This window comes from Antribacter gilvus, from assembly GCF_003946865.1.
Classification (GTDB): domain Bacteria; phylum Actinomycetota; class Actinomycetes; order Actinomycetales; family Cellulomonadaceae; genus Antribacter; species Antribacter gilvus.
In genome coordinates this window covers 1-22,309 of sequence record NZ_QXTH01000014.1, presented here as the reverse complement: position 1 = coordinate 22,309, position 22,309 = coordinate 1, and the positions used below count along the sequence as shown (strand labels likewise).

The window sequence follows — 22,309 nt, the reverse complement described above, 5'->3', positions numbered from 1 at the left end:
GTCCCGGACGCTAGGGCTCGGGGGTGTCGCACTTCGGACGCGGTGATGGCCCACGGGTGTACCGCCGGTGAACGAGGAGGTTCACGAGCTCCCGCTCCGCGCGCAGGTCCGCGACGACGGCCCGCACCAGGCCCGGCAGGAAGTCCCCGCCCCGCCGAACGCACCACGGCACCCCGGCGGTGACGAGCCAGGCGACCCGCTCGGGCAGCGTGGGAGGCGGCGGCGCGGCGGGGAGCCGGTCGGCAAGCCCGGGCCCGACGTCGGCCGGCTCGCCCAGGGCGGCGGCGGCCGTGAGAGCGAGCTGCCGGTGTCCCGCGGGCGACGGGTGCACCCGGTCGATGTGCCAGGCGCCGCGCCCGGCCGGGGCGACGGCGGCGACGCTGTCGACGACGAGGAGCCTGCCGGGCAGGTCGCGCCCCGGGCGCGGCGGGTCGACCGTCGACACAGCCGCGTTGACCGCGGCGACCCGCCGTCGCACGACCGCGCGGACCACTGAGGGCGCCAGCTCGAACAGGCCGATCCGGGGCAGGGTCGCGAGCACCACGTCGGTCCCCGCTGTGCGCAGGGCGGTGACCGTCGCCCGCAGGTCCCGCTCCACCTCCCGGGCGTCGAAGTCGCTGCGCAGCACGTCGTTCCCGCCCGCGAAGACCGTGGCGAGCGTCGGCCTCAGCGCGAGCGCGCGCGGGAGCTGGTCGCGGCGGACGTCCCGCACCCGGGCGCCGTTGGTCGCGAGGTTGGTGAACGCCTCGGTCCGCAGGAGGGCGGCGAGGTGCGCCGCCCAGCCGGGCCCGTGGACGGCGTCGGACCCCACCGAGTCGCCGACGCCCACGGTGATCGAGTCGCCGAGGGCCACCATCACGCCGGGCTCCCCATCACGCCGGGCTCCCCATCACGCCGGACTCACAGCGAGCTCGGGAACGCTCAGGTGCGTCTCGAACGCGGCGCGGCTGTGCAGCGCGACCATCGCCGCGCCGGTGGCGTCCCACGGGAAGAGCTCGGCCCGGGCGCGGGCCGTCACCCGGCGGGCGACGGGGTCGCGGTCGAGGACGTCGTGCAGGGCGAGAGCCAGCGCCCCGGGTTCGGGCGCGCCGGCCGCACCGGCCTCGCCCACGACCTCCGGGAGCGCGCTCGTGGACGAGCACACCACCGGCGTGCCGGACGCCAGCGCCTCGAGCGCCGCGAGGCCGAAGGTCTCGATGGGTCCGGCGGCGACGACGGCGTCGGCGCAGGCCAGCAGCGTGGCGAGCCGCTCCCGGTCGGGGACGAACGAGAGGAACCGGTTGGGCAGTCCCGCCTGCTCGGCGCGGAGGCGGAGCGCGGGGAGCAGCGGTCCCGCGCCGGCCACGACGAGCCGGACCGGGCGGCCGTCGCGCAGCACCTGGGCGGCGGCGTCGACGGCCAGGTCGACCCGCTTCTCCTTCGAGAGCCTGCTGGCGACGACGACGAGCGCCGTCCCACGGGGCGCGAGCTCGTCCCGCGCGGCGGTGGACCGCCGGTCGGGGCGGAACAGGCCGAGGTCCACCCCCAGCGGCACGCGGTGCAGCGGCGGGAGGCGCAGCCCGGACCGCTGCCAGCCGGGGCGGGCGCGGAGCCGCTCCACCTCGGCTGCGGCATACCCGGTGGTGGCGACCAGCCGGTCGTACAGGGGGAGCGTCCGCGCGTTGTACCGGTCGGCGAGCCGAGGCATGGTGCGGGCACCGACCTCGCGGATGCGCCCGTCGGGCCCGCCGCCGGGCAGGAAGGCGCGGAGGACGCCGTCGACCCGCTCGTGCAGCAGGAGGACCGACGGCACGCCGGCCTCGTGCGCCCACGCCCCGGTGCCCACCAGGGTGGTGCGGTCGCTCACCTCGAGCCGGTCGGGCTGGAGCGTCTCGAGCAGGCGGTGGACCTGGGCCGGGCGGGTCACGGCGCGGTAGCCGCCGCTGAACGGGACGCGCGGCGCCGCGACGGTCACCACCCGGACGCCGTCCAGGACCGCGACCCCGGCCCGCTCGCCGGGCACCACGAGCACGGGCTCGTGCCCCCGCCGCAGGTACTGCGCGGCGAGGGCGTGCATGGCGGTGCGGATGCCTCCGGAACGCGGCCCGTAGAAGTTGGCGACGTGGACTATCCGCACGTCATACCTCCGCCGACCCGGCCCGTTCATGCACGCGGATGGCGTGCTCGTAGTGACCTACGAGGTCCTCGCACACGTCGTGCCAGGACCGGGTGGCGGCATGCTCGCGGGCGGCCTCGCCGAACGCCTGGCGCTTGCGCTCGTCGCCGACGAGGTCGAGCACGTGACCACGCAGGGCCTGGTGGTCGCCGGGCGGGTAGAGCCAGCCGTCGTGGGAGTGGCGCACGATGTCGAGCGGGCCCCCCGCTGCCGGGGCCACGACGGGGACGCCGCTGGCGTGCGCCTCCTGGAGGGTCTGGCCGAACGTCTCGAGCTCGCCCGGGTGGACGAACACGTCGAGGCTCGCCATCGCGCGCGACAGCTCGGCACCGCGGAGCAGGCCCGTGAAGTGGGCGTCCGGGAGGATCTCCTCCAGGTCGGCGCGCTCCGGGCCGTCGCCGACGACGACGAGGCGCACGCCCGGCAGGTCGGCCAGCACCGCGAGGGCCTCGACCTGCTTCTCGGCGGCGAGGCGGCCCACGTAGCCGACGAGCACGTCGCGGCCGGCGCCGACCCGGGCACGCCACGCCGGGTCGCGGAACCGGGGGTGGAAGGTGGTGGTGTCCACCCCGCGGCCCCAGAGCCGCAGGTGGGGGATGCCACGCCGGGCCAGGTGCGCCATCGTCGCGGTGGACGGAGCGAGGTTGAGCGTGGCCCGCTCGTGGATGTTCTTGACGCGTCGCCAGAGCAGCGACTCCAGGTGCGGCAGGCCGTACCGGGCCGCGTACCCGGGAACCTCGGTCTGGTAGACGGCGACCGTGGGCAGCCGCAGCTGCTCGGCGGCGAGAACGCCCTGCCAGCCCAGGACGAAGGGCGACGCGAGGTGCACCACGTCCGGCGCGAACGCCGCGAGGGTGCGCTCGGTGCGCCACTTCTTGCCGACGACGAGCCGCACGTCCGGGTAGCCGGGCAGCCCGATGGAGCCGAGCTCTACCACCGGCGCGCCGCTCACGAAGGGGGGCACCGTGCCGGAGTCGGCGTCCGGTGCGAGCACCAGGGCCTCGTCACCCCGCCGCTCCAGGTGCTCCAGCACACGCAGGACGGAGTTGGTGACGCCATTGACCTGCGGGAGGAAGCTCTCTGCCACGATAGCTACGCGCACAAGAAAAACTTGACCAGTCGACGGTGACGACTGGGGGAGTTCTGGGCGGCGAACCGGAGAACTGCTGGCGACAGAATGGTGACGGGCGCGGGCCAAGGCCCGGCCGCCGCCGCCCGTCACGGCGTGGCGTCGGTGGGCTCCTCGGCACGAGAAGGCTCCTCGACCGCAGGCTCCTCGACCACTCGCGCGAACGGCGTGGCCGCCAGCGCGAGCTGGACGAGCCGGACGACGGCGCCCAGGAACAGCACCACGATGAGACCGTTCCGGATCCCGCCGATCCACACCATGTGGGGCCAGCCGCCGAGGAACTCGCCGTACTGGGCGGGGAAGATCTCGAAGGTCAGGCGGCCGATCACCAGCGCGACCAGCAGGGGCGGCGCCCACGTGCGGAGGAACGCGAGCCCTCGCAGCTGGGAGAGGGCGATCCCCGCCACGAGCGGCGGCCCGATCCAGGCGATGAACTGCGGCGAACCCACCTTGTTGAACACGATGAGCGCGAGCAGCTGGGCCGCGGCGCTGAGGAGCAGCACCTCCTGCAGGCGGTCGGGTCGACGGCGGCCCGCCCACCAGGTGAGCGCGGCGACGAGCACCACGGCGACGGCCAGCGCGACGTCGAGCGCGGCGGCGACCCGGGCGGCGGCGTCGGTCAGCACCTCGTAGGTGAAGATCTGCTCGTTGTACTCGATGAGGATCGTCGGGTCCCAGCGGTGGGCGACGACGAACGGCGTCGCCGCGACGGACTCGACCTGGAGGCCGCGCTCACCCTGCTCGCCGAACACGTCGAGGACCCGCGTGCCGGAACCGCCGATCAGTGCCCAGCCCACGGCCACCACCGTGACGGCCGCGCCGGGCAGGACGACGTCCCGCAGCGGGCGACGGCTGACGGCCAGGAGCGCGACGGCGACCGCCCCCGGGGCGATCTTGATCCACGCGCCCACGGTGGCGAGCGCCATGGCGACGGCCGGGTGGCGCATCGCGATCAGGAGGGAGACCAGGATGAGCGGCGCGATGACGCCGTCGAGCCGCCCGAGGAAGATCGGGCCGAGCGCCACGAGGAAGGCCAGCCAGGACCACGCGGCCACCCGGCCCCGGGGGGCGGTGGACCCGAGGGCGAGGAACGCGACGGCGTCCAGCATGCAGATCATCGAGGTCCACACGACCTTGTAGCCCGCGGCGTCCGGAGTCCACAGGGCCGGGAGCGTGATCGGCAGGAGCGCGCCGACCGGGTAGACGAACTCCCCGTCGAAGACGGGCCACCAGCCGGCGTCGAGGCCGTTGCGCGCCCACCACTCGTAGAGCGCGACGTCGCCGTAGATCTGCGGCTCCCACTGCCAGGCCTGCTGGATCAGGAGCACGTGGACCAGGGCGAAGCCGATCCAGAGCGCCGGCCAGGAGCCGAGCGCGCGCGCGATCTTGCTCGTCAGTCCGGTCTTGCTCGTCGGGGCGGCCACGCGGACATCCTGCCACCGGAGCGCCTCGCGGAGAACAAACTGGTGCGATCAGGCCTACCGCGAGTTAGAGTTCGGGTCACCGAACTTTATGGAGGATCAGTGCACCAGGTCTCGACAGCGACCCGCGGTCTCCGCGGGGCCCGCCTTGTCATGCTCCTCGGACCCGCGTTCGTCGCGGCGATCGCGTACGTGGACCCCGGCAACGTGGCGGCGAACCTCACGGCGGGCGCCCGCTTCGGGTACCTCCTCGTGTGGGTCCTGGTCGCAGCCAACGCGATGGCCGTGCTGGTCCAGTACCTGTCCGCCAAGCTCGGCGTCGTCACGGGTCGGTCCCTGCCGCAGGTCCTCGGGGAGCGGCTGCCGCGCCGGGCACGGCTCGCGTACTGGGTGCAGGCGGAGGTGGTGGCCGCCGCCACGGACCTCGCCGAGGTGATCGGCGGCGCGATCGCCCTGCACCTGCTGTTCGGCGTGCCCCTGGTGCTGGGCGGGGTGATCACCGGGCTGGTCTCCCTCCTGCTCCTGACGATCCAGCAGCGCCGCGGCCAGCGCGCGTTCGAGGCCGTCATCACCTCGATGCTGGTGATCCTCACCGTCGGCTTCTGCGCCGGGCTGTTCTTCGCGCCGCCGGACCCGGCCGGGATGCTCGGCGGGCTGGTGCCCCGGCTCGCGGGGACCGACTCCGTCCTGCTCGCCGCCTCCATGCTGGGCGCCACCGTCATGCCGCACGCCATCTACCTGCACTCCTCACTGGCCCGCGACCGGCACCACCCCGAGGAAGGGCCGGAGCCCGGGAAGCCGCGGGTGCGGCAGCTCCTCCGGGCGACCCGGTACGACGTCGTGCTCGCGCTCCTGCTCGCCGGCGGCGTGAACATCGGGATGCTGCTGCTCGCCGCGGCGAACCTGGGCGGGACGGCGGGCACCGACTCGATCGAGGGGGCGTACGCGGCTATCGCGGGCTCCCTCGGACCCGTGATCGCGGTGCTCTTCGCCGTGGGGCTCCTCGCGTCGGGCCTCGCCTCCACCTCCGTCGGCGCCTACGCAGGCGCCGAGATCATGGCGGGCCTGCTGAAGGTCCGCGTCCCGCTCCTCACCCGCCGCCTGGTCACCCTGATCCCGGCGATCGTGCTGCTGACGACCGGCCTGTCGCCCACCTGGCTCCTCGTCGTCAGCCAGGTCGTGCTCAGCTTCGGCATCCCGTTCGCGATGATCCCGCTCGTGGTGCTGACCCGGGACCGCGCCCTGCTGGGCGAGCACCGGAACGCCGCGACCACCCAGGCGGTGGCCTGGGTGGTCGCGGCGGTGATCGTCGCGCTCAACGTGACGCTGCTGTGGCTCACGCTCACGGGTTCCTGAGTCAGTCCCCGGCGAGGTAGGACACGTCCCCGTTGCTGCTCATGACCCGCACGGTCCGGGAGGCGTCCGGGTCCGTGGGGCCCTCGATGACCTGGTGACCGTTGGAGGTGCTGATCGTCAGCGCCACCGGCTCGTCGGGGCCGTACACGGTCACGTCCCCGTTGCTGCTCTCGGCGCGGATGTCGCCGGTCACGCCGTCGACCTCGATCCGCCCGTTGTCCGTGAGGGCCTCGACGTCGCCGTCCGCGTCACGGACCGCGACGTCGCCGTTGTTCGACCGGGCCACCACGACCCCGCCCGCGTCCACGACCTCGATGTCCCCGTTGCTCGACGTGGCCTCGACCTCGCCGCCCGCGACCCGGACGGTCACGTCGCCGTTGCTCGACCGGGCGACGACGTCGCCGTCGATCCCGGTGGCCTCGACCCGGCCGTTGCTCGACGCCACGTCGAGGTCCCGTGCCAGGCCTGTCGCCTCGATGCGCCCGTTCGTGGTGCGGACCACCACCTCGGTGTCCGCGGGCACCGTGACCTCGAACGAGCCGGAGCACTGCCACGACAGCCACCAGCGGCACTCGTGCGTCAGGACGAGCCGGTCGCTCCGCTCGTCGGCCCGGAACTCGGGGCTCACGAGGCTCCGCCGGGCGACCCGGTCGACCTCGATGTCCCCCTCCGCGGCGACCACGGTGACGTGCCCGTCGGCGATCAGCTCGACGGTGCCGACGGAGGAGTAGGTCTCGTGGGTGGTCTCCGTGCGCGTCATCGTCAGATCGACGACGAAGAGCGCGCCCCACAGGGCGGCCAGGGCCGCCAACCCGAGGCCGACCCAGAGGAGGACGCGGCCGGCGGGGCCGGTGTCCCGGCTCGCGGCCGGGGCAGGGGCGGGGGCCGGGGCGGCGGTGCTCTCGTCGATGGTCATCAGTGGACTCCTTCGGTTGGGCGGTGCTCGAGCCAGCGCAGGACCGCCAGCACACGGCGGTGGTCGTCGGAGTCGGGCGGGAGCCCGAGCTTCCCGAGGATCGAGGTGACGTGCTTCTCGACGGCGGGCAGGCCCACCACGAGGCGTTCGGCGATCGCACCGTTGGACCGCCCCTCGGCCATGAGCGCGAGCACCTCGCGCTCGCGTGGCGTCAGGGTCTCCAGGCCGGTGCGCCGGGTGCGAGTGAGGATCTGGGTCACGACCTCCGGGTCGACGACGGTGCCGCCGGCGGACACGCGGCCGAGGGCGTCGAGGAACTCGTCGACGTCGGCCACCCGGTCCTTGAGCACGTAGCCCAGGCCGCGGGTGCCACGGGCGAAGAGCTCGGAGGCGTAACGCTGCTCCACGTACTGCGAGAGCACGAGGACCGGCAGGTCCGGGTGCAGGCTGCGGAGGTGCGCCGCCGCCCGGAGTCCCTCGTCGGTGTGCGACGGCGGCATCCGGACGTCCGTGATCAGCACGTCGGGCAGGACGGCGTCCGGGGCCGACAGGGCGTGCACCAGCTCGTCGGCAGTCCGGAAGCCCGCGACGTCGTGCCCCTCGGTGGTGAGCAGACGGGTGAGCCCGTCCAGGAGGAGGACGGAGTCCTCGGCGATCAGGATGCGCACGGCACCTCCACGGTGAGACGGGTGCCCGCACCCGTAGGGCTGTCGAGGTGGAACGTGCCGTCGAGGGCCGCCACGCGGCCGCGCAGGCCGACCAGCCCGCTCCCGGCGGCGAGGTCGGCGCCGCCACGGCCGTCGTCGGACACGACGACCCGCAGGTGGCACGGGTCTCCCGGCACGATCTCCGCGCGGACCCCCGCGGTGCGGGCGTCCGCATGCTTGGCCACGTTGGTGAGCGCCTCGGCGACGACGAAGTACGCGGCGGCCTGCGCCGTCGGCCCGGCCTGCGTCAGGGAGGCCGGGTCGGGGACGTCGACGCGGACGGGCACGGGGCTCCGGGCCGCGAGGGAGGAGAGCGCGGCGTCGAGCCCGCGGTCGGCGAGGACGGCGGGGTGGATGCCGCGGACGAGGTCGCGCAGCTCGGCGAGCGTCTCCTTGATCTCCCGGTGCGCGTGCTCCAGCGCGGCGGACGCGGCCTCCGGGTCGGCGGTGGCCCGCCGTCGGGCGCTGCCGAGCTCGACGCCGAGGGCGACGAGGCGCTGCTGGGCGCCGTCGTGCAGGTCGCGCTCGATGCGCCGCCGCTCCGTGTCGGCGGCGTCGACGGCGAGGGTGCGCGTGGTCTGCAGCACCACGGCGCGCCGCTCGGCGACCTGGGCCGCCGCGCGGGCCACCTGTGACCCCGAGGGGCCCAGGAGGTGCGCGGCCAGCCGGACCAGCAGGAGGGTGCCGCCCTGGGCGACGAGCGCCGCCACCCAGGTCAGGACCAGCCCGGCGCCCACCGCGCCCGCTGCCTCGACGACGAACGGCTGGTCGTCCAGGCCGAGCTCGAGGTCGGCCTGACCCCAGCCCGGGAAGAGGAGGAAGGCGACGGCGCCCCCGGCCGCCGCCATGGAGACGGCGGCCGTGACGGACGTGAGCAGCACGCCGACGAACGCGTAGAGGACGTGGGCCCAGCTCCGGTCGTCGGTGAGGACGGCCCAGACGGTGGACCAGGCACCGGGCCGGCGCGGCGCCCGGTACACCGGGCGCCCGATGTCCACGCCCGCCTGCAGCAGGAGGCGGGCACGTTCCGCCGTGGCGAACCCTCGGGCGACGTACAGGGCGAGCACCAGCAGCGGCAGGCCGAGGCCGAGGGCGGGCAGGGTCCCGGCGCCGACGGCGGCGAGGATGGTCACCACGAGCCCGGCCGACATCAGCCAGGCCCAGCTCACCCAGACCTGGGCCACGGCCCGCCAGGTGGCCGGCGAGAACGGCGCGGCGAAGAAGCCGTCGCGGGACGCCCAGCCGGGCGCGATCAGCGCCAGGTCCGGCGCGGGCGCCTCGTCGGACGCACGGGGGATCTCCATGCGACCGACAGTAGGCCGTGGCCTCCGGCCGGCGGCACCCGGTGGTCCCACAGGTCGGGGGTAGGGCTAACCCCCGGGCGTGTCACACGAAGGCTGAGCCTTTGCGTCACGCGAAAGCGGAGATCCCGGTGATCTCCCGGCCCAGGATCAGCGCCTGGACGCTCTCGGTCCCCTCGTACGTGTGGAGGGCCTCGATGTCGGCGAAGTGCCGCGCCACGCGGTTCTGCAGCAGGATGCCGTTCCCGCCGAGCATGTCGCGCGCCGACGCGGCGATCTCGCGGGCGCCGCGCGTGGTCGTGTACTTGGCGAGCGACGCCTGCGGGCCGGTGAGCTTCCCCGCCTCGTCGAGCCGCGTCAGCTGCGCCACGAGCAGCTGCATCTGGGTCAGGGTGGCGAGCATCTTCGTCAGGCGCTCCTGCACCATCTGGCTGGCGGCCAGCGGGCGGCCGAACTGGATGCGCTGCTTCGAGTAGGCCACCGCGGCCTCGTAGCAGGCCACGGCCTGTCCGACGGCGGACCAGGCGACCCCGAGGCGCGTCGCGAAGAGGACGCGGCTGGTGTCCTTGAACGACCGGGCGCCGACGAGGGCGTTCTCCGCGGGGACGAACACGTCCTCCAGCAGGATGTGGGCCTGCCAGATGGCGCGGAGCGCCACCTTGCCCTCGATCGTGGTGCCCGTGTAGCCCGGGGCGTCCTGCGGCACGACGAAGCCGTGCACCTGGTTGTCGCCGCCCTCGCCGACGAGGCGCGCCCACACGACGGTGATGTCGCCGCAGGAGCCGAAGCCGATCCACTTCTTCTCGCCGTTGAGCACGTAGCCCTCGACGCCGTCGCGGACGGTCTTCACGGCCGACGTCTCGAGCGACACCGAGTCGGAGCCGTGCGTGGGCTCGGTCAGGGCGAAGGCGCCGAGGATCTCGCCGCGCGCCATGGGCTCGGCCCAGCGCTCGACCTGCTCGGGCGAGCCCAGCATGACGATCGAGCGCAGCGCGAGGCCGCCCTGCACGCCGCAGATCGTGGAGACGGACGCATCTCCGCGCGACATCTCCATCGCGGCGAGGCCCTCGGCCATGAGGCTCACCCGGGGGCGGCCGGGCACGTCGACGCCGTCGCGCAGGAAGTCCAGCTCGGCCAGGCGCTTGACGAGGCCGACGGGAACCTCCGCGCGCTCCCAGTAGCCGTCGATGACGGGGAGCACCTCGTCCTGCACGAACTGGCGGACGGCGAGCTGGTGGGCCCGCTCCTCCTCGGTGATCCCGGCGAACGCACCGGCGAAGTCGATGTCGAGCGGCTGAGCCACGTCGTAGGCGGGCGCCGTCACCCCAGGAGTCTGCGTCGTCATGAAGCCATCGTGCGCCGGTACGTGGTATCAGGTCAAGCGAGACTAAGTCTCAGTCGCGGGTGTCAGGCGTGTCTTCGGCAGCCACGCCGTGCGGCCCACGGCTGGGCCGTGGTCCGCACCGGGAGCCCGGTCTCCGCCGCCCGGCGCACCTCCAGCTGGAGGTACTGGTCCTGCGCAGCCTCCGCCACCTCGTAGGGCGCCGCGGCGCCGGCCAGCACGTGCCGGCCCATGCGGTCGAAGAGGCGGGCGATCGACAGCTCGTCGTCCGCGAGCCGGGCCGGGAGCAGGTCGTTGCGGTCCGCCCATCTGCCCTCGAACAGGTACCCGCGCAGGAAGAGGCCCTCGTGGCTGCCTGCCCCGCCCGCCGCGACGCGCTCCAGGCGCGACCGGACGGGGGTGCCCTCCGCCGTGACGTACCGGACCGTCTCGTCCCGGACCTCGCCCAGCTCGCCACGCACCACGAGCGTGGGGGAGCGCACCCAGGAGCGGTACTGCTGGTCGTCGAACTCGTAGACGCCGAGACGGTCGCCGAAGTCGAGCCAGGCGGTGCTGTGCACGGTGCCGACCAGCGAGAGGCCCTCGGGGTCGCCCTCCCGGCCCGGGCTCGCCGCGAGGCGCCGCTCGTCGCGCCGGGCGGTGATCACGGCGTCGTCGGCGGTGACGCCGAGCACCCGGCGGAGCACGGACAGGCCGTGGTAGTCGTGGGCCACGCTCACGTGCGCGTCGGTCACCCGGCCGAGCAGGCCGGAGGCCGCGACCCCGAGCTGGGCGGCGACCAGCGGCTCCAGGTGGTACTGCTCGGCGACCTGGACGCACGCGCCGCCGTCGACCAGCTCCTGCAGCGCCGCCAGCTCCCGGACAGTCCCGGCCGCAGGCGTCTCCTGGAGCACGGGCACGCCCGCGGCGGCAAGGGTGCGGACCACCGCCTGCGCCGCGCCCGCCGGCAGGGTCAGTGCCACGAAGTCCGGGGCGCCCTTCGCCACGAGGTCCTCCGGCGAGGCGAACGCCGGGGCGGGCGACCCGGGGAGCCCGGCCGCCGGGAGGCCCGTCGTGGCGAGGGCCTCCCGGTCGGCGGTGCTGCGGGTGGCGACGCCCGTCACCTCGAACCGGCCCGGCAGGGCCTGGAGCACGCGGAGCATCGTCCTGGCCCGGAAGCCCGAGCCGACGATGCCGACGCGGACCGGGCGGTCGAGGGGCACCGGGCGGCCGCTCACGCCGCGACCGGCTCCTCGTCGGCTGCGGCCGCGAGACGCTCGACGCGGTTCACCCGCCACCAGACGAAGAAGCCCACGATCGTGAACCCGCCGTAGAACAGGTACATCGCCGCGGTGGCGTAGTACCCGCCGGCGAGCAGGAGGGGCACCCCGACGGCGTCGACCGCCACCCAGATCAGCCAGAACTCCACCCAGCCCCGCGCCATGCCGTAGGTGGCGAGGAGGGAACCCATGAAGATCCAGGCGTCGGGCAGCGGGGCCCACGAGCCGAGCTTCCCGAAGAGCCAGGCGAACCCGAACGTGCCGGCGGCCATCGCGACGACGATCCCCGCGCGCTCGGCCCAGGACGCCCACCGCGGGTGCACGGCCACGGAACCCGCGCCGCCGTCGGCCTGCTGGGCCTGGCGCCAGCGCACCCAGCCGTAGACCGAGACGGCGATGAACATGACCTGGCGCCCGGCCTGGCCGAGCATGTCCGGCAGCGGCGAGCCGCCGAACCAGGAGCCGAGGAACACGGTGAAGAGGAGCACGTTCCCCACGATGCCGACGGGCCAGGCCCACACCTTGCGGCGCAGGCCGCCGAGCGCCGACGCGAGCCCGAACGCGTTCCCGATGACCTCGCGCCACAGGATGTGCTCCGCGCCGACGGTGAACGTGGCGTCGAACAGCCAACGGATGATGTCCATGGTTCCTCCCGGTCTGCCGCAACGGGACACCGGGGAACGGCACGTCCCCAGGGCAGGGACGCGCCGACGTGCTTCCTCCCATCCGGACTTTCACCGTCGGTCCTGGAGTTCCACCAGGTCAACCGCACCAAGGTGCGGGTCGCGGACTGTCACCGCCGGCTCGGAATTACACCGACCCCGGAGCACGTGCGTGCGTGATGCACAACGACTACTGGAACACAGGATGCCACGGCGGCATTCCGCGGGAGAAAGCCGTTCAGCCGAGCGCGTCCCGCACGGCCCGCGCGACCTCGTCGGCGCCCGCGGCGGCGTCCACGACGGCGACGACGACGCGGCGGCCCGACGGCGGGTGGCCGCCCGCCGGAGCGGTCCCGCCCGAGCCGAGGATCGCCGCGCGGCGTAGGTCCGCGAACGCCTCCTCGAGGTCGGGGCGCAGGTCCAGGCCGGGGTTGCGGAGCCAGCGCCGGAGGATCGCGTTGTGGACGGCCACCACCGAGGCGGCGAACGCGATCGACGCCGTCGACGTGGACCGGTCCGGGGACAGGGTGTCGCGCAGGTAGTGCGTGAAGGCCCGCTCGTACCGGTGCGTCGTCACGAGCTCGCGGTCACGCAGCTGCGACACCTGCTGGAGCAGGGCGTAGCGGGCGAGGGACGTCTCGCGCTGGCCCACGTGGTGGTCGAACACCATCCGGGCCGCCCGGCAGACCTCGAGGTAGGGATCCACGTCGGGGTCCCACGCGCGGCCGGCGTCGGACATCGACTCCTCGCTCTGGCGGGCCTCGGGGCGGGTCGCGGCGAGCATCACCACCACCTCCTCGAGGAGCAGCTCGTGGTCGGCGAAGACCACGTCCTCCTTCGAGCGGAACCGGCGGAAGAACGTCGCCCGGCTCACGCGCGCCGCGTCGGCGATCTCCTCGACGGTGGTTCTCTCGTACCCCTGCCGGGTGAAGAGGTCGATCGCGGCGTCGACGGCCTGCGCATGCGTGTGCGTACGGACGGCAGTCATGCCAGGCAGGCTACCGCGCCACGAGGCGGGTTAGGGTGCGGATCGTGACCGAGTCAACCGTTCCCGTCGTCGACGTGTACGTCGACCCCCTGTGCCCCTTCGCCTGGATCACGTCCCGCTGGGCGCTCGAAGTCGCTGCACAGCGCGAGGTCGAGCTCACGTTCAAGCTCATGAGCCTCTACCTGCTCAACAAGGATCGCGACATCCCCGCGGACTACCGCGCGAAGATCGAGGCGTCCCGCGGCATCGGGCGCGTCGCGGCCGCCGTCCAGGCCGACCACGGCCCGGAGGCCTTCTCCGCCTTCTACACCGCGGCCGGGACCCGGATCCACAACGAGGGCGACACGGACTATCTGGCGGTCGCCACAGCGGCGCTCGCCGAGGCGGGGCTGCCCGCCGCGCTCGTGGAGGCGGCCGGCACCGACGCCTACGACGAGTCCCTCGCCCTCAGCCACGAGGCCGGGATGGCCCCCGTCGGGGAGGACGTCGGCACGCCGACCCTGCACGTCGACGGCGTCGCCTTCTTCGGCCCGGTGCTGACCCGCATCCCCCGCGGCGAGGACGCGCTGCGGATCTTCGACGGCGCCAGGGCGCTCGCCGCGTACCCCCACTTCTTCGAGCTCAAGCGCAGCCGCACGGAAAGGCCCGAATTCGCATGACCCTCGACCTGCGTATCTTCACCGAGCCCCAGCAGGGCGCCTCCTACGACGACCAGCTCGCCGTCGCGAAGGCGACCGAGACGCTCGGGTTCAGCGCGTTCTTCCGCTCCGACCACTACCTCGCGATGGGTGGCGACGGCCTGCCCGGGCCCACCGACGCGTGGACCACGCTCGCCGGGCTCGCCCGCGAGACGTCGACCGTGCGCCTCGGCACGCTCGTGTCGTCGGCGACGTTCCGGCATCCGGGCGTCCTGGCGATCCAGGTGGCCCAGGTGGACCAGATGTCCGGCGGCCGCGTGGAGCTCGGCCTCGGGGCCGGCTGGTTCGAGACCGAGCACACGGCCTACGGCATCCCCTTCCCGGCCAAGCGCTTCGGCCTGCTCGAGGAGCAGCTCGAGGTCCTCACCGGGCTGTGGGGCACGCCTGTCGGGTCGACGTACTCGTTCCAGGGCGAGCACTACACGCTGACGGACTCGCCCGCGCTGCCCAAGCCCGCGCAGGCCAAGATCCCCGTGATCGTCGGCGGCGGCGGCCCGAAGCGCACCCCGGCGCTGGCCGCCCGGTTCGCCGACGAGTTCAACCTCGCGTTCCCCGAGATCGACTCGATCCCGGCGCGGCTCGACGTGATCCGCGCGGCCTGCAAGGACGTCGGGCGCGACCCGGAGACGCTGACCTTCTCGGCGGCGCTCGTCCTCGCCGTCGGCTCGGACGAGGCGGAGTTCGCCCGCCGCGCGGCGGCGATCGGCCGGGAGCCCGCGGAGCTGCGCGAGCACGGCGTGGCGGGCACCGTCGCCGAAGCGGCGGACCGGCTCGCCGCCCTGCGCGACGCCGGGATCTCGCGCGTGTACCTGCAGGTCCTGGACCTGCAGGACCTGGACCACCTGGACCTGGTCGCGCGCGAGGTGCGCCCGCAGCTCGGTGAGGCGTCCGCATGAGGCTCGGCTGGACGACCCACGGCGACGGCGCGCACGTCGCCCCGGGCGAGGTCGTCGCCCCCGGTGAGCGGCTCACCTGGCCCCGCACGATCGGGATCGGCCTGCAGCACATCGTCGCGATGTTCGGCGCCACGTTCCTCGTGCCGATCCTGACCGGCTTCCCGCCGTCCACCACGCTGTTCTTCTCGGCGATCGGCACGGCGGCGTTCCTGCTGATCACCGGGAACCGCCTGCCGAGCTACCTGGGCTCGAGCTTCGCGTTCCTCGCCCCGATCGGGGCGGCGACGGCCGCCGGCGGGCAGTCGGTCGCCGTCGGCGGCATCCTCATCACGGGCGTGGCGCTCATGGCGGTGGGCGTCGTGGTGCACCTCGCCGGCGCCCGCTGGATCGACGCGGTGATGCCGCCGGTCGTCACGGGCGTCATCGTGGCGCTCATCGGCCTCAACCTCGCGCCGGCCGCCTGGAACAACTTCCAGGTCTCGCCGGTCACCGCCGTGGTGACGCTCGCGGCGGTGATCCTGATCTCCGTGCTGTTCAAGGGCATCCTGGGCCGGCTCTCCATCCTGCTCGGCGTGCTGGTGGGCTACGCGTTCGCCGTCGTGCGGGGCGAGGTGGACTTCACGGCGGTCCGCGAGGCCGCCTGGTTCGGCTTGCCGCAGTTCACTGCGCCGTCGTTCGACCTCTCGGTGCTCGGGCTGTTCCTCCCGGTGGTGCTCGTGCTGGTCGCCGAGAACGTGGGGCACGTGAAGTCCGTGGCCGCGATGACCGGCCAGGACTTCGACGACGTGACCGGCCGCGCCCTCTTCGCCGACGGCGTCGCCACCACCCTCGCGGGTGTGGGCGGCGGCTCCGGCACCACCACGTACGCGGAGAACATCGGCGTCATGGCGGCCACCCGGGTGTACTCCACGGCCGCCTACTGGGTGGCCGCCGCGGGCGCGCTCGTGCTGAGCCTCTCGCCCAAGTTCGGCGAGCTCATCAACACGGTGCCCGCCGGCGTCCTCGGCGGCGTGACGACCATGCTCTACGGGATGATCGGCGTCCTCGGCGCCCGCATCTGGGTGCAGAACCGGGTCGACTTCTCCGACCCGGTCAACCTGACCACCGCCGCCGTCCCGCTGGTCATCGGCATCGCCGACTACACCTGGATGGCGGGCGGCCTGTCCTTCGGGGGCATCGCGCTGGGCACCGCCGCGGCGCTCGCGATCTACCACGTGATGCGGGGCGTCTCCCGCTGGCGCGGGACGGCGGTCACGACACGCTGACCACGACGCGCTGACGGGGCCTTCCTCTGCGGCTGAACGCATGGATAGCATGTTGAACATGCGTTCAGCCGCAGACCGCAGCGACCTCACCGCACGCGCCCGGATCCGGGACGCGGCGGTGGCGCGCTTCGCGGTCGAGGGCTTCGCGGTCCCCGTGCGGGCCATCGCAGCCGACGCCGGGGTGAGCCCCGGGCTGGTGCTCCACCACTTCGGGTCCAAGGAAGGGCTCCGCGCGGAGTGCGACGAGCACGTGCTCGAGCTGATCCGCACCTCCAAGCGGGACGTTCTCGCGGCGGAGTCCGGGCCGACGAGCTTCCTGGCGGAGATCGCCACGGTCGCCGACCGCGCGCCCCTGGTGGGCTACGTCCTGCGCAGCCTGCAGGCCGGCGGGCCCGTCGGGCGGGCGTTCGTGGAGCACATGATCCAGGACGCCGTCGAGTACCTCCGGGAGGGCGTGGCGGCGGGGCTGATCCAGCCGAGCCGCGACGAGGAGGCCCGGGCCCGCTACCTCACCATGAGCTCGCTCGGCGCGCTCCTGGCGGAGCTCGCCCTCACGCCCACGGCGACCCTCGACGAGCTCACCACCGTCGTCACCACCTACTTCGGGCGCATCGCCCTGCCGGCGCTGGAGCTGTACACGGAGGGTTTCCTCACCACCCGCCGCATGCTCGACGACTACCTGATGTACGTCCCCGACCCGCCCGGCACGCCCGTGGCGGATTCCGGAAGAGACGACAACAGAGAGTGACGACCCCATGCCCAGCACGCCCAGCTCCAGCACGCCCGCGGTCGAGATCCGCGGGCTGTCCAAGTCCTTCGGCCCGGTCAGGGCCCTCGACGGCCTCGACCTGACGGTCCGCCCCGGCGAGGTGGCCGGGTTCCTCGGCCCCAACGGGGCCGGCAAGTCGACCACGATCCGCATCCTCCTCGGCCTTCTCCGGGCCGACGCCGGCACCGCCCGCCTCTTCGGCGGCGACGTCTGGCGCGACGCGGTCGCCCTCCACCGTCGGCTCGCCTACGTGCCCGGCGACGTCAGCCTGTGGCCCAACCTGACCGGCGGGGAGGCGATCGACCTCCTCACCCGGCTCCGGGGCGGCGCCGACAAGGCGCGAACGGCGGAGCTGCTCGAGCGCTTCGAGCTCGACCCCACCAAGAAGGCCCGGACCTACTCGAAGGGCAACCGGCAGAAGGTCGCCCTCGTGGCAGCCCTCGCGTCCCGTGCGGACCTCCTCGTCCTGGACGAGCCCACGTCCGGCCTCGACCCGCTGATGGAGGCGGTGTTCACGGAGTACGTGCGGCAGGCCAAGGCGGAGGGCGTGTCGGTGCTGCTCTCCAGCCACATCCTCAGCGAGGTGGAGAAGGTCTGCGACACCGTCACCATCATCCGCAACGGCGTGGCCGTCGAGTCCGGCACGCTGGACTCCCTGCGTCACCTGACCCGGTCCAGCGTCACGGCCGTCGTCACCGGTGACCCGACCGCAGTGGCCTCGGCCGAGGGCGTCCACGACCTCGTCGCCACCCCGGCCGACGGCGGCACGCGCCTCACCTTCGACGTCGACGACGCGCGGATCGGCGCTGTGCTGCGCCTGCTCGGCGAGCTGGAGGTGCACAGCCTCAGCGCAGCCCCGCCGTCGCTCGAAGACCTCTTCATGCGCCACTACGGCGACGTGGTCGAGGCGGACGCGCGATGACCGCCGACACGCTCGCCGGCACCGGCCGGCTCGTGCGTTTCATGCTGCGGCGGGACCGCGTGCGCCTGAGCGTCTGGATCGGGTCGCTCCTGCTTCTGTACGTCTACTTCATCGTGGCTCTCGGGTCGCTCTACCGGACCCAGGAGGAGCGCCAGACCCGGGCAGCGCTCATGGAGACACCGGCCAGCGTCATCATGGCCGGACCCGGCTACGGGCTCGACAACTACACGACCGGCGCCATCCTCGCGAACGAGATGGTGCTGTGGATGATCGCGGGCCTCGCGATCATGAGCATGTCCGAGGTGGTGCGCAACACCCGGGCCGAGGAGGAGAGCGGCCGCGCCGAGCTGGTGCGGGCCGGGGCGGTGGGCAGGCACGCCCCCGCCGTGGCTGCGCTGCTCACCGTGGTCATCGCGAACGTGGTCTTCGCGCTCCTCAGTGCGCTGCTCCTGATCCTGGCAGGCGACCTCGCCGTCGCGGACTCGTTCGCCGTGGCGGCGGGCACGTCGCTCAGCGCCCTCGTGTTCGCGGCGGTCGCGGTGGTGGCCTGCCAGGTCACCGAGCACAGCCGCGGCGCCTCCGGGCTGGGGCTCGCCGCCCTCGGCCTCGCGGTCCTGGTGCGGGGCATCGGCGACCTGCAGGAGCGGCACGGCAGCACCCTGTCCTGGTTCTCGCCCATCGCCTGGACGCAGCAGATGCGGTCGTACGTGGACCTGCGGACCTGGCCCATGGCGCTCAGCGTCGGCGCCGTCGTGCTGCTGCTCGTGCTCGGTGCGTCCCTCGCCTCGCGGCGCGACTTCGGTGCGGGCCTGACCGGCGTGGCGCCTGGGCGGGCCGAGGCGAGCCCTCTGCTCCGGAGCCCGCTCGCGCTCGCCTGGCGGCAGCAGCGGACCGGTCTCTTCTGGTGGTTCGGCGGCTTCTCCGCCATGTTCGTGGCGAGCGGCACCTACCTCGGGGACGGGATCGAGCAGACGCTGGAGACGATGGCCGAGCAGAACCCGGCGGTGTTCGAGATGTTCGGCACCGGGGACCTCGCAGACTCCTTCACCGCGATCCTGCTCGTCTTCGGCGGGGTGTTCGCGGCCGGGTACGGCGTCTCCGCCGCCCTCCGGGCCAAGACCGAGGAGGCCGAGGGCCGGACCGAGGTCATGCTCGCCCTGCCCGTCTCCCGGACGCGCTGGCTCGCGGCCCAGCTCACGGTGGCTGTCCTCGGTGCGACCTTCCTGATGATGGTCGGAGTGGCCTTTGCTCTCTGGCGGGGTGCGGTGACCGCCGGGGCCGAGGCGGACCTCGGTCACTTCCTCGGCGCGGGCGCCGCCTACGTGCCCGGCCTGCTCGTGGTGCTGGGCCTGGCCGCCGCCCTCTACGCCTGGGCGCCGCGGGCCACCCCGGTGCTGTGGGCGCTGATCGCGTTCATGGGGGTATCAGGCATGTTCGGCAGCCTCCTCGACCTGCCCGACGCGGTGCTGGGGATCTCACCGTTCTGGTGGTCCGGCATGGTGCCGCTGGAGAAGGTGGAGGCTGCTCCGCTGGTCGTGCTCTCGGCGCTCGCGGTCGCGCTGTTCGCCGCCGCGTTCGCCGGCTTCCGCCGCCGGGACGTGCCGCGGTAGGGCTCACCTCTAGGATGGACCCATGATCTTCAAGGCCGTAGGAGACGGCCGTCCGTATCCTGACCACGGGCGGACGCGGACCCGGGACTGGGTGGACGTGCCTCCCCGCCAGGTCCGGCTCGACGAGCTGGTGACCACCAAGCGGACCCTCGATCTGGACAACCTGCTGTCCGAGGACTCCACGTTCTACGGCGACCTGTTCGCCCACGTCGTGGAGTTCGAGGGCGTGCTGTACCTGGAGGACGGCCTGCACCGGGCGGTGCGGGCGGCCCTGCACCAGCGCCCGGTGCTGCACGCCCGGGTGCTGGTGCTCCGGTGAGGCGCTCCAGGGGCGGTCCCGACGCGGTCCGTCAGGTCGTTCTCCGGTAAGTTCGTCGCGTGACTGTCCCGACCTACGACCAGGCGCGCACCGACCGCCGACGCCGCGAGCACGAGCGTCAGGCCGTGATCTTCGGGGTGCTGATCGCGATCCTCGCCCTGTGTGGCATCTTCTCCCTGGCCGTGTACTCCGGAGCGATGAGCTCGCCGTTCGACAAGCCGCTCAAGTCGCCCGACACGGGCGCCGCGGCGCTCCCCGCGCCGTGCCTCCCGGCCGTCGAGGGCCAGCCCGACGGCGCCCTTCCCGTCGCCTACCCGGACGTCCAGGTGCGGGTGCTCAACGCGTCGGGCGAGGCCGGCGTGGCGAAGGCGTACCACGACGTCCTGGTCGAGCGGCAGTTCACGATGCTCGCCGATCCGGGCAACTCGGACCGGAAGCTCACCATCACCGAGCTGAGGTTCGGCGTCCCGGGCATCACCGCCGCGTACACGCTGTGGGCCCACGTCCCGGACGCCCGCCTCGTGCTGGACTCGCGCCAGGACGCGACGGTCGACCTGCTGCCGGGCGCGGAGTTCGAGGCCCCGGTCGCCGAGGAGGACGTCCAGATCTCGGCGGACCGGCCGCTCGAGAACGCCCCCGGCTGCCTGCCTCCGGAGGAGATCACGCCTCAGCCCGCGCCCGCCGCGGCAGGCTGAGAAGTCCCGCACCCCTTGACGTGAGGCGCGTCACTTGCAAGGCTGTTGCTCAGCCTACGGGTGGGAGCGCTTCCATACCTCCCACCCGCGGGCACTCAAAGACATCGCTGTCTTCGCTCTGCGCAGGTCGAAGGAGATCTCATGCACCACCACAGGAGCACCCCTGTGTATCGTCCCGCGGCAGTCCTGGCCGGCGCCGCCGTCCTGGCTGCCGGTGCGTTCCTCGGCGCCCCCGCGACGGCCGCCCCCGCGGCCACCGCCCCGGCCCCCGCCACCGCCGAGCCGGCGCCCGGCCTGTACGTCGACCCGTTCAGCTCGACATACTCGGCGGCCTCCGGGCTGACCGGGCAGGCCAAGGCCGACGCCCAGCTGCTGGGCAGCTTCCCCACCGCCACCTGGCTCACCTCGGGCTCGCCCGAGGCGGTCGCCGCCCAGGCAGCCGACGTCGTCTCTCGCGCCGAGGCCGAGGGCGCGCTGCCCACGCTGGTGGCGTACAACGTCCCGTTCCGCGACTGTGCCCAGTACTCGTCCGGCGGGGCGACGACGCCCGCGGAGTACGAGGCGTGGATCGACGGCGTCGCGGAGGGCATCGGCGACGGCGAGGCCCTCGTGATCCTGGAGCCGGACGGCCTCGGGATCATCCCGCACTACACCACCATCGAGGGCACGCAGGAGTGGTGCCAGCCGGCGGAGGTGGACCCGGCCACCGCGGCCCAGGAGCGGTTCGACATGCTCAACTACGCCGTCGACGCGTTCTCCGCGCTGCCCGGCGTGAAGGTCTACCTCGACGCCGGCCACAGCGGCTGGCTCAACGTGGGCGACAACGCCTCGCGCCTCGTCCGGGCGGGCGTCGAGCGTGCGGACGGCTTCTTCCTCAACGCGTCGAACTACCAGTTCACGGCGAACCTCACGGCCTACGGCACGTGGGTCTCGCAGTGCGTCGCCTACGTGACAGAGGTCAGCCCCGGCGACTACGGCAGCTGCGGTAACCAGTACTGGAACGGCGGCCCGGCGACGAACTGGTCCGGTGTGGCCATGAACAACAACGCCGAGTGGTCCGCGGGCAACCCCGACCCGGCGCTGAACACCTCGGGCGTCGACTCGCGCTACGAGTCGATCCTCGGCGGCGTCGAGCCCACCGCGCACTTCGTCATCGACACGTCGCGCAACGGCGTCGGCCCGTGGGAGGCGCCCGCGGGGGTCTACAGCGACCCCGAGGTCTGGTGCAACCCGCCTGCCCGCGGCCTCGGTGCGCTGCCCACGCTGGACACCGGCAACGAGCTCGTCGACGCGCACCTGTGGATCAAGGTCCCCGGCGAGTCGGACGGCCAGTGCTTCCGGGGCACCGGTGGCCCGCTCGACCCGGAGCGCGGCATGCAGGACCCGCGCGCCGGCGGCTGGTTCGTCGAGCAGGCCCGCGAGCTGATCGAGCTGGCGGCCCCGCCCGTCGAGGCGCAGGAGTGCGCCGTCGAGTACACGGTGCACGGGTCGTGGCGGACGGGCTTCACCACGCAGGTGCGCCTCACCAACACCGGTGACGAGCCCGTCTCCGACTGGACGCTCCGCTTCGACCTGCCCGCCGGATCCGAGATCACGCGCTCGTGGAGCGCCTCCTGGGACCAGGAGGGCACGATCGTGACCGCCGGGCACCCCCGTTGGGTCCGCACGCTCGACCCGGGCGAGCGGACCTCGATGGGCTTCAACGCGAGCGGCGCGGCCTTCGTGCCGGGCTACGCCACGCTGAACGGCGAGCCCTGCACGGTGAACGTCGGCTGACCTCGAACGACGAAGCGCCCGTCCCCTTGGGGCTATCTAGCGGTCCTCGCAACACCCAGAGTTTTTGGGGGTTGCGAGGACCGTGTCGTCTTCATCGGACGCAGATCAGCTGCGGGTGCGGTT

Annotated in this window: 21 protein-coding genes and 1 riboswitch; of the genes, 10 read left to right on the top strand and 11 right to left on the bottom strand. The window is 73.5% G+C overall.

What is annotated here, in order from left to right; translation table 11 throughout:
• Positions 1-10 precede the first annotated feature (10 nt).
• The 4 genes from D1350_RS20290 to D1350_RS20275 form a co-directional block, all read right to left on the bottom strand.
• Complete coding sequence (locus D1350_RS20290; protein ID WP_240644252.1) at positions 11-856, bottom strand: SGNH/GDSL hydrolase family protein; 846 nt, start codon at positions 854-856, stop codon at positions 11-13.
• A 33-nt stretch (positions 857-889) separates the two neighbouring features.
• Positions 890-2,116, bottom strand: coding sequence for a glycosyltransferase (locus tag D1350_RS20285; protein WP_206074616.1), 1,227 nt, complete (start codon positions 2,114-2,116; stop codon positions 890-892).
• A 1-nt stretch (position 2,117) separates the two neighbouring features.
• Positions 2,118-3,242, bottom strand: coding sequence for a glycosyltransferase family 4 protein (locus D1350_RS20280; protein WP_276313779.1), 1,125 nt, complete (start codon positions 3,240-3,242; stop codon positions 2,118-2,120).
• Positions 3,243-3,373: 131 nt separating this feature from the next.
• The gene (locus D1350_RS20275; protein WP_125777867.1) at positions 3,374-4,708 is read right to left on the bottom strand and encodes a glycosyltransferase 87 family protein; all 1,335 of its coding nucleotides are present in this window, start codon (positions 4,706-4,708) and stop codon (positions 3,374-3,376) included.
• Positions 4,709-4,807: 99 nt separating this feature from the next.
• On the opposite strand from D1350_RS20275, the gene D1350_RS20270 reads away from it, so the two are divergent.
• The gene (locus tag D1350_RS20270) at positions 4,808-6,061 is read left to right on the top strand and encodes an Nramp family divalent metal transporter (protein WP_276313778.1); all 1,254 of its coding nucleotides are present in this window, start codon (positions 4,808-4,810) and stop codon (positions 6,059-6,061) included.
• 1 nt (position 6,062) lies between these two features.
• Here D1350_RS20270 and D1350_RS20265 read toward each other — a convergent pair whose 3' ends face one another.
• From D1350_RS20265 to D1350_RS20235, 7 genes are all read right to left on the bottom strand, one after another.
• On the bottom strand, positions 6,063-6,977 hold the full coding sequence (locus D1350_RS20265) for a DUF4097 family beta strand repeat-containing protein (protein ID WP_125777865.1): 915 nt from the start codon (positions 6,975-6,977) through the stop codon (positions 6,063-6,065).
• Positions 6,977-7,645 carry a response regulator transcription factor gene (locus D1350_RS20260; protein ID WP_125777864.1) on the bottom strand — a complete coding sequence of 223 codons (669 nt, stop codon included), beginning with the start codon at positions 7,643-7,645 and terminating at the stop codon, positions 6,977-6,979. Before D1350_RS20260 ends, D1350_RS20265 begins: the two co-directional genes overlap by 1 nt.
• Positions 7,633-8,988: a sensor histidine kinase gene (locus D1350_RS24780; protein ID WP_125777863.1), complete on the bottom strand. Its 1,356-nt coding sequence runs from the start codon at positions 8,986-8,988 to the stop codon at positions 7,633-7,635. The genes D1350_RS20260 and D1350_RS24780 overlap by 13 nt, the downstream gene beginning before the upstream one ends.
• Positions 8,989-9,094: 106 nt before the next feature.
• Positions 9,095-10,330: an acyl-CoA dehydrogenase family protein gene (locus tag D1350_RS20250; RefSeq protein ID WP_125777862.1), complete on the bottom strand. Its 1,236-nt coding sequence runs from the start codon at positions 10,328-10,330 to the stop codon at positions 9,095-9,097.
• 62 nt (positions 10,331-10,392) lie between these two features.
• On the bottom strand, positions 10,393-11,544 hold the full coding sequence (locus tag D1350_RS20245; protein WP_125777861.1) for a Gfo/Idh/MocA family protein: 1,152 nt from the start codon (positions 11,542-11,544) through the stop codon (positions 10,393-10,395).
• Positions 11,541-12,230 carry a nicotinamide riboside transporter PnuC gene (gene pnuC, locus D1350_RS20240; RefSeq protein ID WP_125777860.1) on the bottom strand — a complete coding sequence of 230 codons (690 nt, stop codon included), beginning with the start codon at positions 12,228-12,230 and terminating at the stop codon, positions 11,541-11,543. The genes D1350_RS20245 and pnuC overlap by 4 nt, the downstream gene beginning before the upstream one ends.
• A 64-nt stretch (positions 12,231-12,294) precedes the next feature.
• Positions 12,295-12,420: riboswitch (FMN riboswitch) on the bottom strand.
• Between the two features lie 66 nt (positions 12,421-12,486).
• Positions 12,487-13,236 (bottom strand): TetR family transcriptional regulator, encoded by a 750-nt coding sequence (locus D1350_RS20235; protein WP_125777859.1) that lies wholly within the window; start codon positions 13,234-13,236, stop codon positions 12,487-12,489.
• A gap of 44 nt (positions 13,237-13,280) precedes the next feature.
• Between D1350_RS20235 and D1350_RS20230 the strand changes: the two genes are divergently transcribed.
• From D1350_RS20230 to D1350_RS20190, 9 genes are all read left to right on the top strand, one after another.
• Positions 13,281-13,895: a mycothiol-dependent nitroreductase Rv2466c family protein gene (locus D1350_RS20230; RefSeq protein ID WP_125777858.1), complete on the top strand. Its 615-nt coding sequence runs from the start codon at positions 13,281-13,283 to the stop codon at positions 13,893-13,895.
• Entirely contained in the window at positions 13,892-14,830 is a 939-nt protein-coding gene (locus tag D1350_RS20225) for an LLM class F420-dependent oxidoreductase (protein WP_125777857.1), read from the top strand. Before D1350_RS20230 ends, D1350_RS20225 begins: the two co-directional genes overlap by 4 nt.
• Positions 14,827-16,095, top strand: a complete 1,269-nt coding sequence (locus tag D1350_RS20220; RefSeq protein WP_125777856.1) for a uracil-xanthine permease family protein — start codon at positions 14,827-14,829, stop codon at positions 16,093-16,095. Before D1350_RS20225 ends, D1350_RS20220 begins: the two co-directional genes overlap by 4 nt.
• A gap of 58 nt (positions 16,096-16,153) precedes the next feature.
• Complete coding sequence (locus tag D1350_RS20215) at positions 16,154-16,843, top strand: TetR/AcrR family transcriptional regulator (protein ID WP_125777855.1); 690 nt, start codon at positions 16,154-16,156, stop codon at positions 16,841-16,843.
• A gap of 7 nt (positions 16,844-16,850) precedes the next feature.
• Positions 16,851-17,786 (top strand): ABC transporter ATP-binding protein, encoded by a 936-nt coding sequence (locus tag D1350_RS20210; RefSeq protein WP_125777854.1) that lies wholly within the window; start codon positions 16,851-16,853, stop codon positions 17,784-17,786.
• Positions 17,783-19,396: an ABC transporter permease gene (locus tag D1350_RS20205; RefSeq protein WP_125777853.1), complete on the top strand. Its 1,614-nt coding sequence runs from the start codon at positions 17,783-17,785 to the stop codon at positions 19,394-19,396. The genes D1350_RS20210 and D1350_RS20205 overlap by 4 nt, the downstream gene beginning before the upstream one ends.
• Before the next feature lie 22 nt (positions 19,397-19,418).
• Positions 19,419-19,715, top strand: coding sequence for a type II toxin-antitoxin system VapB family antitoxin (locus D1350_RS20200; protein WP_125777852.1), 297 nt, complete (start codon positions 19,419-19,421; stop codon positions 19,713-19,715).
• A 59-nt stretch (positions 19,716-19,774) separates the two neighbouring features.
• Positions 19,775-20,410, top strand: coding sequence for a LytR C-terminal domain-containing protein (locus D1350_RS20195; protein ID WP_164545251.1), 636 nt, complete (start codon positions 19,775-19,777; stop codon positions 20,408-20,410).
• A 165-nt stretch (positions 20,411-20,575) separates the two neighbouring features.
• On the top strand, positions 20,576-22,186 hold the full coding sequence (locus D1350_RS20190; protein ID WP_240644244.1) for a glycoside hydrolase family 6 protein: 1,611 nt from the start codon (positions 20,576-20,578) through the stop codon (positions 22,184-22,186).
• The last annotated feature ends 123 nt before the right edge of the window (positions 22,187-22,309 follow it).

Bases quoted from the DNA above. Each gene is read 5' to 3' on its own strand.
- D1350_RS20290 (WP_240644252.1), bottom strand. From the start codon at position 856: ATGGTGGCCCTCGGCGACTCGATCACCGTGGGCGTCGGCGACTCGGTG.
- D1350_RS20265 (WP_125777865.1), bottom strand. From the start codon at position 6,977: ATGACCATCGACGAGAGCACCGCCGCCCCGGCCCCCGCCCCTGCCCCG.
- D1350_RS24780 (WP_125777863.1), bottom strand. From the start codon at position 8,988: ATGGAGATCCCCCGTGCGTCCGACGAGGCGCCCGCGCCGGACCTGGCG.
- D1350_RS20250 (WP_125777862.1), bottom strand. From the start codon at position 10,330: ATGACGACGCAGACTCCTGGGGTGACGGCGCCCGCCTACGACGTGGCT.
- pnuC (WP_125777860.1), bottom strand. From the start codon at position 12,230: ATGGACATCATCCGTTGGCTGTTCGACGCCACGTTCACCGTCGGCGCG.
- D1350_RS20235 (WP_125777859.1), bottom strand. From the start codon at position 13,236: ATGACTGCCGTCCGTACGCACACGCATGCGCAGGCCGTCGACGCCGCG.
- D1350_RS20225 (WP_125777857.1), top strand. From the start codon at position 13,892: ATGACCCTCGACCTGCGTATCTTCACCGAGCCCCAGCAGGGCGCCTCC.
- D1350_RS20220 (WP_125777856.1), top strand. From the start codon at position 14,827: ATGAGGCTCGGCTGGACGACCCACGGCGACGGCGCGCACGTCGCCCCG.
- D1350_RS20215 (WP_125777855.1), top strand. From the start codon at position 16,154: ATGCGTTCAGCCGCAGACCGCAGCGACCTCACCGCACGCGCCCGGATC.
- D1350_RS20210 (WP_125777854.1), top strand. From the start codon at position 16,851: ATGCCCAGCACGCCCAGCTCCAGCACGCCCGCGGTCGAGATCCGCGGG.
- D1350_RS20205 (WP_125777853.1), top strand. From the start codon at position 17,783: ATGACCGCCGACACGCTCGCCGGCACCGGCCGGCTCGTGCGTTTCATG.
- D1350_RS20200 (WP_125777852.1), top strand. From the start codon at position 19,419: ATGATCTTCAAGGCCGTAGGAGACGGCCGTCCGTATCCTGACCACGGG.